This is a genomic window from Paenibacillus sp. CB74 (assembly GCF_055687625.1).
The window spans coordinates 5,447,696-5,467,337 of record NZ_CM146009.1; the positions used below are offsets into that span (position 1 = coordinate 5,447,696).

The 19,642-nt window shown below is 47.0% G+C and carries 12 protein-coding genes; 11 read left to right on the plus strand and 1 reads right to left on the minus strand.

Features of this window, described 5'->3' with window-relative positions; all coding sequences use genetic code 11:
• Positions 1–65 precede the first annotated feature (65 nt).
• From ACX9NY_RS24165 to ACX9NY_RS24205, 9 genes are all read left to right on the plus strand, one after another.
• Positions 66–1,202, plus strand: a complete 1,137-nt coding sequence (locus ACX9NY_RS24165; protein WP_472475505.1) for a WXG100 family type VII secretion target — start codon at positions 66–68, stop codon at positions 1,200–1,202.
• A gap of 12 nt (positions 1,203–1,214) precedes the next feature.
• Positions 1,215–1,760, plus strand: a complete 546-nt coding sequence (locus ACX9NY_RS24170) for a hypothetical protein (protein WP_339238823.1) — start codon at positions 1,215–1,217, stop codon at positions 1,758–1,760.
• Between the two features lie 120 nt (positions 1,761–1,880).
• On the plus strand, positions 1,881–2,285 hold the full coding sequence (locus tag ACX9NY_RS24175) for an Imm7 family immunity protein (protein WP_339238822.1): 405 nt from the start codon (positions 1,881–1,883) through the stop codon (positions 2,283–2,285).
• 223 nt (positions 2,286–2,508) lie between these two features.
• Positions 2,509–4,059 carry a nickel ABC transporter substrate-binding protein gene (gene nikA / locus ACX9NY_RS24180; protein ID WP_472475508.1) on the plus strand — a complete coding sequence of 517 codons (1,551 nt, stop codon included), beginning with the start codon at positions 2,509–2,511 and terminating at the stop codon, positions 4,057–4,059.
• Positions 4,059–5,006: a nickel ABC transporter permease gene (gene nikB / locus ACX9NY_RS24185; RefSeq protein WP_472475511.1), complete on the plus strand. Its 948-nt coding sequence runs from the start codon at positions 4,059–4,061 to the stop codon at positions 5,004–5,006. Before nikA ends, nikB begins: the two co-directional genes overlap by 1 nt.
• The gene (nikC, locus tag ACX9NY_RS24190; protein ID WP_472475513.1) at positions 5,003–5,857 is read left to right on the plus strand and encodes a nickel transporter permease; all 855 of its coding nucleotides are present in this window, start codon (positions 5,003–5,005) and stop codon (positions 5,855–5,857) included. Before nikB ends, nikC begins: the two co-directional genes overlap by 4 nt.
• Positions 5,854–6,654, plus strand: a complete 801-nt coding sequence (locus tag ACX9NY_RS24195; RefSeq protein WP_472475515.1) for an ABC transporter ATP-binding protein — start codon at positions 5,854–5,856, stop codon at positions 6,652–6,654. Before nikC ends, ACX9NY_RS24195 begins: the two co-directional genes overlap by 4 nt.
• Positions 6,651–7,649 (plus strand): ABC transporter ATP-binding protein, encoded by a 999-nt coding sequence (locus ACX9NY_RS24200; protein WP_472475517.1) that lies wholly within the window; start codon positions 6,651–6,653, stop codon positions 7,647–7,649. The genes ACX9NY_RS24195 and ACX9NY_RS24200 overlap by 4 nt, the downstream gene beginning before the upstream one ends.
• 409 nt (positions 7,650–8,058) lie before the next feature.
• Complete coding sequence (locus ACX9NY_RS24205; protein ID WP_339238815.1) at positions 8,059–9,564, plus strand: malate:quinone oxidoreductase; 1,506 nt, start codon at positions 8,059–8,061, stop codon at positions 9,562–9,564.
• 225 nt (positions 9,565–9,789) lie between these two features.
• On the opposite strand, the gene ACX9NY_RS24210 is transcribed toward ACX9NY_RS24205, so the two are convergent.
• Entirely contained in the window at positions 9,790–12,885 is a 3,096-nt protein-coding gene (locus ACX9NY_RS24210) for a hybrid sensor histidine kinase/response regulator (RefSeq protein WP_472475519.1), read from the minus strand.
• 176 nt (positions 12,886–13,061) lie between these two features.
• Here ACX9NY_RS24210 and ACX9NY_RS24215 point away from each other — a divergent pair, with 176 nt between their 5' ends.
• A complete protein-coding gene (locus ACX9NY_RS24215; RefSeq protein WP_472475521.1) occupies positions 13,062–14,198 on the plus strand; it encodes a response regulator in 1,137 nt (378 codons plus the stop codon).
• Positions 14,199–14,484: 286 nt separating this feature from the next.
• A complete protein-coding gene (locus tag ACX9NY_RS24220; protein ID WP_472475523.1) occupies positions 14,485–19,602 on the plus strand; it encodes a DUF8202 domain-containing protein in 5,118 nt (1,705 codons plus the stop codon).
• The last annotated feature ends 40 nt before the right edge of the window (positions 19,603–19,642 follow it).

Sequence of the window (19,642 nt, forward strand, 5' to 3'; positions counted from 1 at the left end):
ATAGTTTACATATTACACTTCTGCTAACATTGGATAATCCTATTTTGAATGAGCGGAGAAACATTATGAGTACAATCAAAGTTACCCCTGAACAACTACATCACGTATCGAATCAGGTGGATCAAGCCAGACAACAGTTGGAGAGTATACGAAGTGATCTGATGAGACAGATCATGTTCGTTCAGATGATGTGGATGGGCGCGACGCAGGAGCGATTTTACTATGAGTTCGAGCAGTCACGACCTATACTGGATAAAGCGCTGGAGAGTATGGTGAACACATCCAAGGAATTGAAGGATATCGCCACGCGTTTCCAGGATGCAGATGCTCAGAAGGTAAGTCTGGGTGGTGCGTTTGGAGCAGTCGGTGCCGCAGCTATGATGACCAAATCATCAGGTGATTCAAATTCGGGTGACAAGGGCTATCGGATGGCTTATAACGCGATGTTTGGTAAAATGATGCCTGTGAACGAGAAAGGTGTTACAGATCAGGCTGCCCTTCAGGCTTATGAGAGGGATCAGGGACATCTGGACTTTAATCGTATGCAAGCTGTGAACGTTGAACCGCCTGGGGAAGATATTTTTGCGTTACAGATCAAGGCGTTTGAGATGGGCATTCATCCTACGACGGGAGAGCCTGTATCAGATAAGTATGCTCAGATGATGGTGGCGTCTCTGAAGTTCAGTCAGATTTTCATGGGGATTCAGATGGTTCGTGGGAGTATGCCGGGCGGCAAAGGTCCGTTTCGATTGCCTGCTTCTAATCCTGCTGTGGTGAAGATTAAGCAGCATATTGAGGCTGCTAAGGCTAAGAATGGGAGTATAGAAAAAAATGTACTAGAGGGAACTTCAAAAGCCACAGTGCAGAGATCTCAGTTAAGCCAAAATCTGATTGACCATGTTATTAATAGGCATTCTGTTAATAGTACGAAGCAACAACTTCCATATCTCCAAAAGAAAATGTCCGATGAACAAATCAATGAAATGCTAAGTAGAAAGTCTTTCTTTAATAAAGAGTGGTCTGATAGTAAAATAACTGATGCGTCTACCGAGGCCGTTAATCAGTTGAAACAACAGGGAATAAAGGATGGATTGCATACTGTTACTGTATTTGATGAACAGATTAAAGTTTTCATTAGAAATGATAATGTTGATTCTGTTTATGGTACACATATATATAAAATTAGAGATTTAATAGATTAGGGGGGTTCAAATATGTTCACTATTTCATTTAAAGCAATTGATAACTTTGATGAAATCAAACAAATGTCTGCAAAGCAGTTTGATCTAACGAAACAAGATATCGAGGGAATTATTGAATTGGACTTTAACGGAAGTAAGTACGGTATGTTCTTTGACGATTGCCCATTTGGTAATGAAAGACTTATTAGATGGTTTGTGGACTTACTGACTATAGTCCAGAAGATTAGAATACATCAATATGTTGCTTATCGAATTCCTGATAGTGCTAATTTGTGGCTGGAGTTTAAACGGCAGGGAGTGGAACTACAAGTTAGTTTAGTAGAAGATATTGATCGGGAAGTTATTCTGGACTTATTTATTACTGAACCAAATGAGGAATTTAGATACTCAAATTGGAATGGTGTTAATGTAAGTTCGGCATCCTTTACAGAAGAAATTATGAAAAGTGCACATCAGTTTCTGGATTTTGTTACTGAATTGAATCCTGACATACTGCAGAGTACGAGTATTCAAATACTTCAGGAAAAGTTAAACGATGTAAAGCGATTGACTTCATAGAGAACGACTTTACTGAAAAATGTTAAAATCGATCATGCTCCATTCCACGCGACTAACAGAAGATAAATAGTTTTGAAGCACTGTCTACATAGTTTACGGATAAAGGAGCTGTGAAAGGTAATGTACGAATATCATGGCTGGGCAACTATTAGAGAGTGTGCGTCGCTTGAAGAAGATGAGTATAAATATGGTTTAGTTATTCAACATCTGCGGGAATATGTAAAGGAGCTAAATTGGCCTACAGGTGTTTTGGACTTGAGAGCAGTTAATGGTGACTTTCAACTATGGATAGCGGGCCTAGATAATCACAAACCTTTATCAAAGTATGATCCCGCCGAAGTAATGAAAAAGATAGGTGAGATAGCTCAAGGTTCTTATGGAGTCCTTTATGTAAGAGATAGTGATGATGCGGAATCCTCCAATCAGTTTAAGGTCTACACACTAATTCGAGGTAAAGTAACAGAGAATGATGATCCGTTTCTTTCCCCATTCATACCAACACTAGAGGATGATTATGAAGGATAATCTGTACAAATAGTTCATACCACATTGAAGTATAGGCAACCAAAATTTATAGTTGATAGCCCTCATATGTAACAAAAAACATGAAGAATCCGCTCTCATCCGAGAGTCGGATTTTTTCTCGTTCTAACACCAATATAACTCTTGTCAAAACGTAATCATTACGATATGATAATACTCATTGTTCAGATCATAATGATTACGATTAAGAGAGAGGGGCATTACCTTGAATAAAAAGACGCCACTGCTAGCGCTGGTCTCCTTGGCCTTGAGCGCTGGACTGTTGAGCGCCTGCGGATCATCTGAGTCCAGTCCCGCTGCGCAGTCATCCACCGATAATAAAAATGTTCACTTCCTATATAACTTCTCCACGAGTTCGCTAGATCCACATGTGGACTCCAGCTATGTGCCGCTGCGCGCGGGCATTACAGAAACGTTGGTTCGTCTCGATGAAGAGAATCTGACGGTTGCTCCATGGCTCGCCGAGAGCTGGGAGAGCGAAGACGGGCAGCATTGGACGATTGACCTGCGAGATGACGTGACCTTCCAGAACGGCAAACCAATGACGGGTGAATCCGTTAAGGCATCGCTTGAGCGGGCACTGGAAGAGAATGTAGCCATCCAGAACGCGCTGAAGATCGATACGATTGAAGCCGAGGGCGATAAGCTGGAGATCACCACAACGCAGCCGTTCCCGGAGTTCGCTTCGGAACTGGTGAACCCCAACACGGCGATTATCGACGTGAGTGAGCCGGACATTGTGAACAAGCCGATTGGTACAGGCCCGTTCAAACTGACTTCTTTTACCCCAGGCAGCAAGTTGGAACTGAATCGCTATGATGAATATTGGGACGGAGCATCCCCGCTTGATTCCATCACGTTCTCATTCAATGAAGATGCCAACGCTCGCACACTAGCGCTCAAATCTGGGCAGGTAGATATCGTATACCGTCCAGAGGTCGAGAGTCTCGAATCGCTCAAAGCGATAGACGGCATGAAGGTGGAGTCTACATCGACGTTCCGCGTGCATCAGCTGACCATGAACATGCAGCGGGAAAGTATGAAGGACCTCAATGTTCGTCGTGCGCTGGATGCGCTGATTGACCGTCAGGGTATCGTGGACACGATCCTGCTTGGTTACGGTGAAGGAGCCATCGGCCCGTTCCTGCCATCGCTGCCATTCGCACCAACCTATACTGATACTACAACAGAATCCGGAGCTGATGTGGCTGTAAAATATCTTGACGAAGCAGGGTACACCCTGCAAAACGGCGTGATGATCAAGGACGGCAAACCGTTGCAGTTGACGTTGCTGACGTATTCGGCTCGTGCCGATCTGCCATTGATTGCCCAAGTGTTCCAATCGGATGCGAAGAAGATCGGGATCGACGTCCAGATTCGCCAGATCGACACACCGGAAGATTATATGGCGTCCAATCGGGACTGGGATATTGCAACGTACAGCAATCTGACCGCTCCTCGTGGGGATGCCGGTTACTACCTGAATGCAACGTACCATCCGAAGGGTGCTCTTAACTTCAGTGGATCGGAAGATCCGGAACTAACCAAGATCATCGACGAACTGAATCTCACAGTTGCACCGGAGAAGCGCGCAGAGCTTGCCGAGAAGGCAGCCAACTACGTGCATGATAACGTGCTGAATTCATTTGTGCTGCATCCAGGTACAATTGTTGCCTACAACGGCAAGAAGATCAAGAACTGGGTTACCACTCGCAGTGAATATTACATGATTACCAATAAGCTGGATGTGATGTAATGTTTCGCATTTTGCTTCGAAAGTTCCTTCAGGTATTTATCTTTCTGTTGTTCATTATGTTTGTGAGTTTCCTGTTCATTCGTCTGGCTCCCGGTGATCCCGTACTGACGATCCTGAATGTGGACGAACTGTCCGTTAGTCAGGAGCAGGTCGAAGCTGTACGCGAGGAAATGGGCTTCAACGATTCGCTTCCTGTCCAGTTCGGCAACTGGTTGCTCGATTTCGTTCGGCTCGACTTCGGCGTATCGTATTCGACTGGCCAGCCCGTCATGCAGACCCTTATGCGTGCACTGCCAGCCACGGCTGAACTGACGATTGGCGCGCTGTTGGTCATGCTCGTCATTGCGATCCCGCTCGGCTCGCTATCAGCGCTTCATCGTGGAAGTTGGATTGACCGCGGCAGCCGCATGCTCTCCATTGTGGGTGCGGCGGTGCCAAGCTTCTGGCTGGGTCTGATCCTGATCGACATGTTCGGCGTACGCTTTGGCAATCTGCCGACCATGGGCCGGGATGGATTCACCTCACTTATTCTGCCATCTCTGACGCTGGGACTTGCCATCTCCAGCGTTTATGTGCGTCTTTTGCGTTCCAGCTTGTTGGATTCTCTTAGCCAGGAGTTCGTTCGATCCGCCCGGGCAAGAGGGTTATCCGAAGGCCGGATCTTCATGCTACACGCGTTTCGGCACAGTCTGCCGCCTGTGATTACGGTATTTGGTGTAAGCCTTGGTAGTCTAATCGGCGGAGTTGTCGTGATTGAAGTGTTGTTCGCTTATCCGGGGATTGGCAAGCTCGTCGTTGACGCTATCCGCCAGCGTGATTATCCACTGATTCATGGGTACATCCTGATCATGGCTGTCGTGGTATTCCTCGTGAATACGGCGGTTGACCTGTCTTATCGTTATTTGAATCCTGAAATGAAACTCAAGGAAAAGGAGGCCCACCGATGAAAACCATACCCCTGCCCATTTCAACGACAAAATCTAAAAAACATAGCTGGCAGGCGATCATCGGTCTGTTATTTGCACTGCTGGTCATCGGGGCCTCCTTATATGCCTTTTTATACTTAAAACATGACCATACGTTAACCGATCTGCGTGGACGATTGCAGGGGGCAAGTGCTATCCATCCGTTCGGCACCGACCATCTGGGACGTGATGTTATGACACGTCTGTTGCTTGGCGGCGGCCAAACGCTGGGTTATAGCCTGCTGGCACTCGGTGCTGCACTACTGATCGGTATTCCGTTTGGCTTGATCGCGGGTTACAAACGTGGCTGGGTCGACAAGCTGTTCATGCGGATTGCGGATGCTTTTCTTGCTTTTCCTGATACCATTGTTGCTATTGTGCTTAGTGGTCTGCTAGGGGCTGGAATCGGCAATCTGGTGTTGGCGATTGTGATCGTGAAGTGGGTTAGTTATGCACGTCTCGTTCGGAGTACGGTTTTATCGGAGTCCCAAAAGGATTACATTCGCATCGCCCGCACCAACGGACTATCGGATGGTCGTATCATGAGAAAACATCTGCTTCCACATATCGCGGGCCATGTACTCGTGCTAGCCAGTCTTGATCTGGGCAAAATCATCCTGCTCATCTCATCATTGTCCTACATCGGCCTTGGCGCACAACCGCCAACACCTGAATGGGGAGCGATGCTGAACGACTCACGGCCTTACTTCCAGTCTCGGCCGGAGCTGATGATCTATCCGGGGCTCGCTATTGTCTCGGTAGTCCTGCTTGCCAATATGCTGGGCGACTATCTGCGAGACCGCTTTGATGTGAAGAAGGAGGTGCAGCCGTGATTCTCTGCATTGAGGAACTGAGCATCTCCAGCCGGGATCGGACTATTGTAGATCGAGTCTCTCTGGCTGTTCGCGAAGGTGAATTCATGGCACTCGTTGGACAGAGCGGTAGCGGCAAAAGCTTGCTCTCGCAAGCCATTGGTCGTCTGCTGCCGCCCAACCTGCATGCGTCGGGGCGAGTCATGTTCGAGGGCAGCAACCTGCTCGAACGGAAGCCTAAGGAGATGCGAGCCCTGCGGGGAAGCCGCATCTCATATATTTTTCAAGACTATCAGGGAGCGTTTACGCCATTTCGCAGTATTGGTGGGCACTTTGATGAATACCAGAAGGTACATGGGGAAAAGTCTTCTGCCATCCGTAAGAAGCGGGCGGAGGAAGCATTGGAATCGGTTGGACTTGGTGCTGAATTGCTGCGCCGCTATCCGTTCCAGTTGAGCGGTGGACAGCTTCAGCGGGCTTCTATTGCCACATCGCTGATGCTCTCCCCTCGTCTGTTAATCGCTGACGAAGCGACAACAGCACTGGACAGCGTGTCCGGGCATCGCGTGTTGGAGTTGCTGGCACACAAACAAGCGGAGACGGGCTGTGCGATTTTATTTATTACACACGACTGGCGCCATGTACGCCGCTATGCCAGCCGCTTGGCTGTTATGAAGGAAGGGCAGATCGTCGAATCGGGCGGCAAGCATCGCATTCTTGACCATCCTCAGCATGAATATACACGCCAGTTAATCGAAGCAGCTCCCGTTCTGAGCCGCTCACTGAAGTCGGGATTGAAGGAGGTGGGGACGGAATGAAGACGACTTCAAATGAAGAACGCGATGAACTTGTGAAGTCCGAAGAATCGGTTGAGCGAAGCCATGACCTTGCTACAGGCGCAAAACATGCAGTTACAGACCATGTGGTCATAGATACTATAGATACAGATCAGGCAGTCATAAATGCTACAGATTCAGATCATGCGGATACAGATACCGTTATAGATAACGCCGTTGCAAAGACTGCTTCCTCTCCCAGCATCCTAAATCATCCCGTGCTTCAGGTGGAACATCTCAGCCGAACGTATGCAGGTGCAGACCGACCAGCTGTGCATGATATTTCCTTCACCCTGAACCGTGGCGAGTGTCTTGGTCTGGTTGGGGAGAGCGGGTGTGGCAAGAGTACGCTCGCCCGCTGTCTGCTTCGGATCGAAGATGCAGATACAGGCTCGATTACACTGGGCGGACAGGATATCGCGCGGCTGAGCGGCCGACGGTTGCGACCTCATCGGCGAAAGATTCAGATTGTATTTCAGAACCCAATGGCTGCACTGAATCCAAAGCTCAAGATATCCGACTCGCTAATCGATCCTTACGAACAGCTTGGACGGGACGCAGAACTGTCCCACTTTACCTACACATCGAAGGAGGCTTACGTGCAAAAGCTGCTTGAAGCGGTCGAGCTTCCTCGCGATGTAGCTGGACGTTATCCGCACGAGCTAAGTGGTGGACAGCGTCAGCGGGTCACGATCGCACGTGCCATTGGCATTGAGCCGGACGTTGTCGTTCTGGATGAACCGACGGCCAGCCTGGACGTTATCTCTCAAGGTGCCGTTTTGCAGTTGCTCACCGACCTGCGGACATCGCTTGGTCTGTCATACGTGTTCATCTCGCATGATTTGGCCGCGGTACATCGGATGAGTCAGCGCATCATTGTCATGCGGGAAGGCCAGATCGTTGACCGCTTTGGCGCAGATGCGTTGTTCGCTGAAGAACGCCATCCGTATACAAAGGAACTGATTTCGATTTTCTGAGTACTCCCGGAAACGCCGGGGGTGGTAAGGGGTAATCTTTAATATAAAGCCGCCATGCGAAGCGATTCGTAAGCGGCTTTTGGTGCATCCCTTTTCACGAGTTAAGTAAGGCTATACAACATTTGATATGCCAAGTCCCACTAAAACCGGGCTCCTTTCTTTGTTTTGAACAAATATATCTTTCAGGCCTATAACCGGGCTAACGTTCCGATGTAAACTAGCGTATACTGATGGAATAGCAAATATCTTGAAATTGCATATTTAAATTGCTCTATATTATTGATACACTAGATCAAGGTTATAATCATTCAGAGAAGGTGCGACCCCGTTCAAGAATGGGCTTGCTGCAAATGCCAAATCGATAACGCTTACATCCTTTTGGCAAATATAGGATATAAGGACGGTAGACATGAGCCAGGGACAAACGAGTACAGATGTTATCTTGATTGGTGCCGGAATTATGAGTGCAACTTTGGGAACTTTGCTAAAAGAATTGGCACCAGACTGGAATATTAAGGTTTTCGAAAAGCTAGCCACTGCAGGAGAGGAAAGCTCCAACGAATGGAATAATGCCGGAACCGGGCATGCTGCATTGTGCGAACTTAACTATACCGTTGAACGACCAGACGGAACCGTAGATATTAGCAAAGCGATTAAAGTGAATGAACAATTTCAGATCTCAAAGCAATTTTGGTCCTATCTCGTCAATAGCCGTCTGATTCGTAATCCGCGGGACTTCATTATGCCGATTCCTCATTTGAGTTATGTACACGGAGAGAGCAACGTCCAGTTTCTAAAAAGACGTTATGACTCCTTATCGAATCACCCGCTGTTCGCAGGCATGGAATTCTCGGATGACAAGAAAGAGCTGGCGAAATGGATGCCGCTGATGATGAAAGATCGTACAAGTAATGAGCCTGTTGCGGCGACCAAAATTGACTCCGGTACGGACGTTAACTTTGGTGCTTTAACGCGTATGCTAATCGGACACCTGAAGGAACAAAACGTGGCGATCCACTACCAACATAGCGTGAAGAATATGAAACGTACCAATGATGGACAATGGGAATTAACTGTGAAAAATCTGGAGAGCGGTGCAGTCGAACGCCATAAGGCGAAATTCGTATTTATTGGCGCAGGCGGCGGAAGTCTGCATCTGCTCCAGAAGACGGGCATTCCGGAAGGTAAACATATCGGCGGATTCCCGGTCAGTGGCATCTTTATGGTGTGCAAAAATCCAAAAGTCGTGGAACAGCATCACGCCAAGGTATATGGCAAGGCTTCGGTAGGGGCTCCGCCGATGTCCGTTCCGCATCTGGATACCCGATTTATCGACAATAAGAAGTCGCTGTTATTCGGACCGTTTGCCGGGTTCTCGCCGAAGTTCCTGAAGACGGGCTCCAATGCCGATTTAATCACGTCGGTTAAGATGCACAATCTGCTTACGATGCTCGCAGCAGGTGTCAAAGAAATCTCTTTGACCAAATATCTCATTCAACAACTCATGTTATCCAAAGAACAACGCATGGCAGAATTGCGTGACTTTGTTCCGGGTGCGAAGAGTGAGGATTGGGACATGGTTCTGGCAGGGCAGCGTGTACAGGTCATCAAGGATACCGTTCAAGGTGGCAAGGGTACGCTCCAATTCGGTACAGAAGTAGTCACATCTGCTGATGGAACAATCGCGGCTTTGCTGGGTGCATCACCGGGTGCATCCACTGCGGTTCAGGTCATGCTTGAGATTCTTCAGCGTTGCTTCCCGCAGCATATGGAGGCATGGGAGCCGAAGATCAAGGAAATGATTCCATCCTATGGCATCTCCCTTGTGGAGAATTTGGATCTTCTCAAAGAGGTTCATTCTTCAACTGCCAAGGCACTGGGATTATCGGATGAAAAACAAGCCCTGCATGTATAACATCTAGCTTATCGAGTTAGATAATAATCAAGCGAAAGAAGAGCTAAACCGGGATGAAGCCCGTGCGTAGCTCTTTTTTCGTTTTATTTGATATGACTGAATTTGGAGTTGAACCAGAACATGAATATGTCCTTCACTATCGCGTTCACCTTAGACATTACACGAAGCATACGGATACGGACTGTGCAGAATGCCTGTTGTAGCGTTACAGAACTATCTTATCATTCAGACTCCTGTGCTGCGGTCCAAAGGGATGACAAAGGATACTTTCGTACCTTGGCCTGGTGAGCTGACGATGCTTAAGCCCTGTCCGTACATCTGAGTCAACCGGCGATGTGTATTGGTTAATCCGATCCCTCCAGTTCCCCCAGATCCTCTCTTAGGCCACGCAAGTGCCCGTTCAATCTGCTCGGGCTGCATCCCCACACCATCATCCTCAATCTCAATGAGGGTGGACGCTGTTTGGTTGATAATCCGGATATGCACGGTCCCACCCTCAACTTTGCTTAGAACGCCATGTCGTACTGCATTTTCAATGAGCGGTTGAATGGTGAGTGGCGGCAGCGAAAGATCAAGATCATCTGGAATATCCCAGATGACATTCAGCCGATCCATGAAACGTTCTTTCTCAATGTAAAGATAGGCGCGGGAGAGATCCAACTCATGCGTGACCTCAACCATTTTCTCCGAATTGACAAAATGAAAGCTGGTCTGAAGATATTCGATAAACGTATCACCCAATCTCTGCATTCGCTCCGTGTCTATCTCACTAAGCACCATGATGGAATTGAGCGTATTAAAAAGAAAATGGGGCTGAATCTGTGCCTGTAAGTAGGCAGCTTCCATACGCAGTCGCTCATCGATGGATTGTTTCAGCACGATTAGTGATCCGATGCGATGCCTTAACTCAACGGCATCCACGGGTTTGGTAACATAGTCCGTTGCACCAGCCATGAATCCGGCGTAAACATCCGCTGGTTCGTTACGAGCCGTCAACAACAGGATGGGTAGCTCTGATACCGAATAACGTTTGCGTACGTTCTCTGTCAGTTCATAACCAGACATATGAGGCATCATGACATCGGCAATCAGTAAGTCCCACGGCTCCTGATCCAGCAATTGAAGTGCTTCAAGCGCCGAGGCCGCAGGTTGAATATGATAGGGTTCATTCGCCAGCATGGAGATTAGCACTCGCAGGTTTACAGGATCATCATCAACGGCAAGAATGCGGGCGACAGTCTTGTCATGAGAATGGGACAAGTTCTGCTGCTGCGGCTCTGCAATCGCGATTTCGTCAAAGCTGTGAGCCTCCCATCGCTGTTCAGTCTGATCCGTTTGCGATGTGGTATCTTCCCGTGGAAGCGAGATTTGGAAGCTCGAACCTTGTCCAGGTACAGATTGCACGGTGAGCTGGCCCCCATGGAGTTCGATGAGCTGTCTGCTGATATTAAGACCGAGGCCGATTCCTCCACTTAAGCGAGCCTCCGGGGTTCCCTGTTCATAGGCCTCGAATATTCGCTGTTGTATCTCCTCACTTATGCCCACACCTGTATCCAGGACTTGAATTACAATGCTATCTCCATGTTCCCGGACAGATACGGTAATCGTACCTTGATCGGTGAATTTGAGTGCATTATGCAACAAATTGTAGAGCACCTGAACAAGTCTTCTCTCATCGGCCTGGATAAATGGCAGTGTATCTGGAATGTCCACCTCCATATGGACAGGCTTGCCCTCTGCCATGAATCGGAACATGCCGATTACGCCTGGAATGACAGATGCAAGAGACAAAGGTTTCTTCTGAAGCGTAATCCGCTTCTCCTTCAGGCGAATCACGTCAAGGAGATCATCAACCAGTTGGGACATGCGTCGGCCAATGGTAACCAACAGCTTCATGTCTTCTGCTTGCTGTCCGCCTGATTTACGCCGTTCACGGACCGCGATGCTTTCCGCAATATTGATGATGCCATGCAGCGGTGTACGCAGTTCATGAGCTGTATTCACAAGGAACTGATCTTTCTGTCGATCCTCCTCTTTGAGCTGTTCGTACAACTTCTCGATTTCGCTTGAATTACGGAAGTACTTTCGGAACCAATAGGCAGAGAAGCCGAATATGGCTGCAATCACATCAATGGGGTAATACACGTTGGTAATTTCATTACGCGAATTCACGATTCCCCACAATACGCTGGATAAGCTGCTGGTTGCCGCGAAGAGCAGAAAGCTTGCGTCACTTCGCTTCTCCGCTGCCATGCGGAAGAACAGGTACACAGACCAGCCAATGGCAAACAGATACAGGAAATCAGATAGTCCAATTTTAAGGACATGGTAGATCAAGGTCACCGGTGCAATTAGCAAAAATACACAGTACACACCAAGCACGCTGGCGTAGATACGAAACAGTTTACGGCCTTGTAGACTATGGGAGAAACTTCGAGCCATCTGTACAAGAAAGAATGCGAACAATGGATAGGAGAATGCTTTGGCCTTAACGATCCAAGTGAAGTTGAGTGGAATCCAACTCAATAACAGATTGTCATGGTCAGAGGTGACCGTTAGGGCAGCTACTAGTGTTAGCATCGAGAACGTCAGCAGAGCTCGTTCCTTGCGGATAAACAGAAACATAATAAAAGCGTATAAGCTATGCAAGACCAGTATGGCAAATGTAATCTTTTGCAGATCGATAGATAATCCCCGTTCACTTCCAATGGCTTCTGGAGAGCCAAAATAGAGAGAGCGCGTGATCCCTCCGCTATAGGGGTCATCAAAGTTAGCTGTCTGCACCAGGAGATTGATTTCGGAAGAACCGTCAAGCGCATAGGAAGTCGCAAATGCAGTCCTTTCTGGTCGGTAGGCTTCGGCATGGGTGGCGGGTTGACCAAATTCGGCAACAACGGTCCCGTTCATCTCGATAATGGATGAAGTCTGGATTTTCTGAGCCCAGAGAGAGACTTCCTTCACGGATGGATCTACAAGTATGCGAAGACGGTATGTTCCATATCCAAATGATGATGAGGATTGGGGTAACACATTCCGCCAGTCACCGGGAACTTGTATGGGTGCGGATGAGTAGTCTGCTACTTTAATATCACGATTAGAGATTAACGCATGGGGGTAAAATTCCCATTCTCCATCGAGGGATATGGGTGAAGCGTTGGCGATGTCCCAGCCTCGAAGGTCCAATATGCCTTTGGTGGGTTCAGGATGTTCGGGTATAGCGAAAGACTCGGACCATATCCAGCGAAAGCCAAGCAAAATAGTGAGAAATAGAATCGACAGCAATACATATCGGGGTATCTTTTTATAGGTTATAAGTTTCATGGCAGACTTTAGTTTTCGACAGTTTACTTCAAAATCCTGCATGCCGTTTGGTATTGAAGAACATTTTTTTGAATACAGAACATAGATTCTATATTCAAATGATAGCGGTACCACATCAGGATTTATGGTAAAATTATAGATTAAAGGATGATCAGTGAGCCAGAGGAGTTGTGCATATGAGAGTGATTTTGGTAGATGATGAATATCTCGCTCTGAGCAGGTTGAACAAACTGTTGAAAGAGAGAGAGGATTGCGAAGTGATCGGCTCTTTTCTGACGGCACAAGAAGCTATCGATCAGATCGGAATTCATCTGCCGGAAATCGTCTTCATGGACGTACAGATGCCGGGGATGAACGGGATTGAGGCGACCGAACGGATTCATGAGGTTTCCCCTGGAACAGAGGTTATTTTTACAACTGCTTATAACGAACATGCATTGACGGCCTACGGGCTTGAAGTGCTGGACTATATCATGAAGCCTGTAACGCGTGACCGTTTGGAAAAAACGATGAAGATGTATCAACGCCGAATGGTGCCCGCAACTCTGAATACAGCAGAAGGGCCATCCATGGTCATCCGCTGTCTGGGAATGCTTCAGGTCCAACTGCACCCGAACGAGCCGCCCAAACTTATGAAGTTCAGAACAACCAAGATCAGAGAGTTATTTGCCTATTTACTCCACCATCGAAACAAACCGATTAAACGGGATACGCTACTTGAGCTATTGTGGCCCGAGTTGGATGAGCGGAGAGGCATATCCAATCTGCATAGTGGCATCCATCGCTTACGCAGCATGATGAACGAATTCATGGGAGAAGACAAAATTTTTATTCGCTATCAGCAGTTTGGTTATCTTCTGGAGACGGGAGAATTCAGAATTGACGCGGAAGAATGGGAGAATCGGCTGCACCTATTGCCTTTATTATCTTCTTCCACAGTAGTCGAACATCGGCAGACCTCAGATCAGTATGAAGGCAAATATTATGGCGAGGACGATTACGTATGGGCCGAGCTGGAGCGTCAGCGGCTGCATGCACTTTGGCGTAACCACGCCATGCAGCTTGCACAATACTATATTGAGCTTGGACAGCACACGGAAGCACTCACGTTATATCATCGGGTACAGCAATTCGAGCCATCATTGGAACAAGTTGGACTGGCGTTAATGAAGACTTATGATCAATTAGGCAATAAAGATCCCGTGATCGCACAATACAATCAGTTGGTTACTGCATTAGAACAAGAGGCGGGCCTCCGTCCTGGGTTGGAAGTGGAGTTGTGGTACCAGCAATGGAAACAATCAAATATGTAATTGAATATCAACAGCCTTGCAGCTTCATGTGCAGGGCTGTTTTTTGGTTGTGTTTGTTAGAGAAAGGTTTGGTAAGAGTTTGGTAAGAGGCTTTGTGTAAAATAAGTGCGATGTGGTGAGATTCCACAACGGAGCACAGATCATTTAGGAGCGATGAACATTTTCGAATAAGGGAGGCATGTTCATTAAGCAAAAAAAGGGGACATTTCAGCAGGACGAGTTCGATTTTTAAGTGCAATTGATTCGAATTATAAAATGATAGTGAACAAAAGGAGGAAGTACAGCGTTGAGAATAATTAAAGTAATGCTAATGTCGATATTGTCACTTGTAATTGTGACCACATCTGCGTTCACACCAATGCCTATTGCCATGGCGGCGGACAGTATATTCTATGTATCATCAATCGGCAATGACGAAAACGAGGGAACAGAGGAAGCCCCCTTTTTAACAATGAATAGAGCTCTAACTGAAATTACAGGCTCAGGGGAGATTGTTTTATTAAGCAATCTTTCACTGAATGACGTGTGGACTGTTGCTGCTTCAGGAAAAACAGTTACGATCACATCTGAGGAAGGTAACAGATACTCTATTCTTCGAGGTGAGGAATTTAAGAACAGAGATCTGATTCGGGTCCCGAATGGAAACATTACATTTGAGAATGTGGATATAGACGGTAATCATGTTGCCACCAACCAAGCGATCTATGGGATGCAAGTAACGGGCGGTAAGGTGATGCTTAAAAATGTTGAGGTCCGGAATCACTATGTCACAACTGGAGGCTCAAGTACGGCAAGCGTTATTGCAGCACTTGGAGGAACAGTAGTCATTCAGGATGGCACACGGATCCACCACAACCGGATCACGGGAAAGCTGGCAAATAACCCTCCTTCTCTCCTTGGTGCAGGTAGTGGGGGAGTTGTAGAGATTCAAGACGGAATCATTACTGAAAATGAAATTTCTGCAGATGGTAATGGTGTCATAGTTGGGATTGGGTTATCTGGCAAGCCCAGGTTTATTATGACAGGTGGGCAGATTACGGGTAATATTCTGTCCGGTAATGGAATAGATGCTGATGGACAAACGATTGGGAATGTTGCTGTGTATATGCGGGGAAGTGCCGCCGATGCCCGTTTCGATTTCGGAGGAACAGCCTATGTATATGATAACTTGAATACCAAGGGTGAACAGCGTAACGTTTACTTGAAAAACACGTCGGCCACCGGCAGTGCATATCTGACATTGGTTAACCCTTTGCAGACCGGTGCGAAGGTTGGTGTATACGCTAATATTATGCCTGATGATGTAACGAATCCAGTCGTTGATATTGCGATTGGTGGGGGAGGTTACCTTGCACAAACAGCGGATCAATCCTATTTCGTATCAGATATCAATACGACCGCAGCGGTTGCATATGATAATCAAGCGAATAAGGTTATTTTGACGTACCGATTGCCAGTCAATCTGGAACTGGATACTCCTTCGGATCTTTCTACGGTGAGTGCCAAACCTACCTTGAAAGGTTCCGTTACATCTGGGGCCGTGGTAACCATTACAATGGTAAACAAATCGGACCCAGCTAAGAACGTTGTCGGTGAAGCTACAGTCAACCCAGACGGAACATGGGAGTTCACACCTTCCTCTGCATTGTCGCCTGGAGAATATACATTGAAGGTTACAGCAACGAATGACGGGATCTCTGCTGAACCAATACGCAGGGATATTACTGTAGTAGACAAGTCAGTTCTACAAGGCAAATATGACGAAATTACAGGTGAGAACCTGGAAGAATCAAAATATACATCAGACAGTTGGACTGCACTTCATGATGCGCTGAACACAGCAGAACAAGTGCTAAGTGAACCGAATGTAACACAAGAGCAAATCAACAACGCGCTTCAGGAAATAACAAATGCACGGACAGGGCTTACCCTGGTGAATGGTGGAAGTACAGCGGGTCCAGGTGGAGTGGGTTCTCCTTCACTATGGCTTCGATCTGATCTGGGCATGGAAGTTACCAGCGGCCAGAAGGTGAGTACTTGGGAAGATCAAGGCAGTAAAGTAAATAACGCAACACAAGATGAGGTCGATAACCAACCGACTTATTGGGATGACAAGAATCATAATATTAATTTTAATCCGGTATTGGAATATGACGGAATGAAAACTTTTATGAATCTGGATGTAAATAAGCTTCCACAAGGGAAGACTCCCAGATCAATTATTACCGTTAGTAAAACCAGTAAACCTGGAGGCATCAATTATATCATTTCCTGGGGAGCCCAAACGAGTGGTTATACTGGAATAGGAATGCTTCAGAATAACACAAGAGGCGGCTTGACGACATTTAACAGTGATAAGAACCAGACATTATATACTGCCGAAGGATTTATGGGAACGACATTCCCGAACGAGCAATTTGTTACTTGGACAGGCGGGGATACGGGTATAAACCAAGCCAGATTGTACAGTAAAATGAAGCAGGTACAGCAATTAAATGACTGGGGAAAAGATAATGTTAAGCTATGGGATACGGGGAACTCTGGCGGAGCAGTAGTCGGTAAACTGATCCCAGCAGCTACAGGCATTGAGCATTGGCAGGGCACGATTGAAGAAATTATCGTATACGATCATGCGCTGACGGACGAGGAACGCCAAAAAGTGAGCACATATCTGGCGATCAAATACGGCTATACGCTGGATCAGACGACAGCCAATTCATATGTCGATTCAAACATGGCTACGATCTGGGATTCAAATGTGAATGCAGCCTATACCCATCGCGTTACAAGCATCGGTCGAGATGACCAGAGCAACTTGCTGCAGAAACAAGCCAAGGCGCAGGAATTGGGGTCCATGTTAACGATGGCATTGGGCAACAGTATCGAGGATACCAATTCTGCGAATCAAAATAGTTTTTCAAACGACTCTTCTTTCTTTACGTTTGGTGATAATGGAGCAAGTACTGAATTCAAAACACCGATGACGAAGGATCAAGTAAAACTGCTTGGAATGGAGCGGATCTACAAAGTACAGAAAGCAAACTGGACTGAATCACAGATTACTCTTCAGTTAGACGATACCGAAGGTATTTCAGCGTTGCCTCAGTATCTTGTGATCAGCGATGATGCTCAATTTGGTAATCCAAACTCGTTACATTTAATTCAGAACGGCCAAGTAACGCTTAATACCTCGAATTTTGGTCCGGATTCGTACTTTACCATTGCAACTGCTGTGACTTCTCTGACAGCACCAGACGTCACACTGACCGATGATGAATTGAAATGGGAGACCGTTGAGCATGCAGATAAATATGAAGTAACGATCGAAATGGAAAATGGTACGAAGCGTACAGTGGAGGTGCCAGGAACGGTACTGAACCTGTCGCAATTGGAACCTCCGTTGAAGGCTGGCGCCTACACGGTGACAGTTACAGCGAAGACGAACAATCCAGCATATGCAGACTCAGAAGCATCAAATGGGAAAAGTTATGTTGTTATTATTGACAAGGCGAAGTTGAAAGCCAAAATCGATGAGATTAACGGTAAGATCGAAACAGGCGAACTGGACACAGAGGAGTACACGCCAGAAACATGGCAAACGCTGCAAACGGCGTTAGAAGTTGCTCAATCCGTGTTCGATGACGAGAATGCAACTTCGGAACAAGTGGAAAAAGCGTATCAGGATTTGGTAGATGCCCAGGAGGGTCTGACCAAAGTGATTGGTAATGACACATCAACGCTGCAAACGTTGATCCCATCCACAGGAAGCTTGTCACCGGCTTTTGATCCGGCTAAAGACACGTACACCATCTCTGTGCCGAATAGCGTATATCAATTCCAGTTAACGCCAACGGCACTTGATCCACTTGCGAAGATTGAAATAGCGGTTGGAGATGGAGAATGGAACGAGGTTACAAGTGGTAGTGCCAGTGAGAATTTACCGCTTCAAGTTGGCGGAAATACCATTGTTGTTAAAGTCACAGATTCACTTGGTCATGTTACGGAGTACAAAATCAACGTAAACAGAGCATCCAGTGACAATGGTAACAATGGTGGAGGCAATAATGGCGGTGGTGGTAATACGGGCGGCAACAGTGGAAGTACGCCAGCACCTACACCTGCGCCAGTACCAACGCCAACTCCGGCACCCGTGAAGGATAATCTGGAAACAACCCGGGATGGCAGTCATCAACCATTTGCTACATCCAAACCATCTGACAACAAAGAAACAATGGTTCAAGTTGATCCAGCCAAGCTGAAAGATGCTATGTCACAAGGCACAGGTCAGCAATTCGCCATTCATTCGCCGAATGATGGGGATATGAAGGTGGATGGATTAACCCTTGAAACACTGAAACAATTAGTAGATCAAGGTTCCAAACTAAACATCAGCAATCCGCTGGCAATCTATCCGGTACCTGGTGGTAAAATGGACTTGAATGGTGTATCTGGACAGCTTGGTAATGCAGCATTGAATGATATTGATGTCCGTATCGATATCGCACGTTCATCGGATACGTTGATTGACAGCGCCGAAACGAGAGCCGCATCCCAAGGATACGAGCTACTTGTCACACCGGTTGATCTGGATCTCACCTTCTCAAAAGATGGACAAACGGTTCGATCCGGTCAGCTGAACGGCTATGCACCGAAGTATATTGCACTTCCGGAAGGGATCGATCCGAACCGGATTACAACAGGCGTAATCATCAACCCGGACGGTAGCATCTTCCATGTACCAACGGTTGTCACCAAGATCGATAGTCGTTACTATGCACTCATTAATGACTTGCGCAGTAGCGGAAGTTATTCAGTTATCTGGAATCCGCAGGATTTTGAAGATGCCAGATCCCATTGGGGCAAAATTGATGTGAACAACATCGCTGCGAGATTAGATCTGAAAGGTAACGGAGATAACACGTTCTCCCCGAACCGTCAGGTTACTCGTTCTGAGTTTGCCGAGATTGTAGTACTTGGACTGGGCTTAATGCGTCAGGATGCACCACAGAATCTATTCCCTGACGTTAACAATTCGGCATGGTTCCGCAATGCGGTATCCCTTGCGAATGAATTCGGTATCGTTCGCGGTTACGATAATGGAAACTTCTACGGTAATCAGGAAATCACACGTGAGCAGGGATTTGCCATGGTGGCTCGTGCTTATCGTCTGATTGAACCGGATGCGGCAATCAGCCCGAATCAGATGAACTCTGAACTGGAACGTTACAGTGATGCAGCGGATGTATCGAATTGGGCGAAAGAAGATGTAGCCCAGTTGATTGCAGCGGGAATCATCCAAGGGAACGGACCGGAAGTTCTGAGTCCGAAGACCACAATGACCCGTGCTGAGGTCACTGCATTGATTGCAAGAATGTTGAAAGTAACCAACTTGATTGATCAATAAACAATTTAAAATGAAAAGCCTTTGCTGACATTGGGGGTCG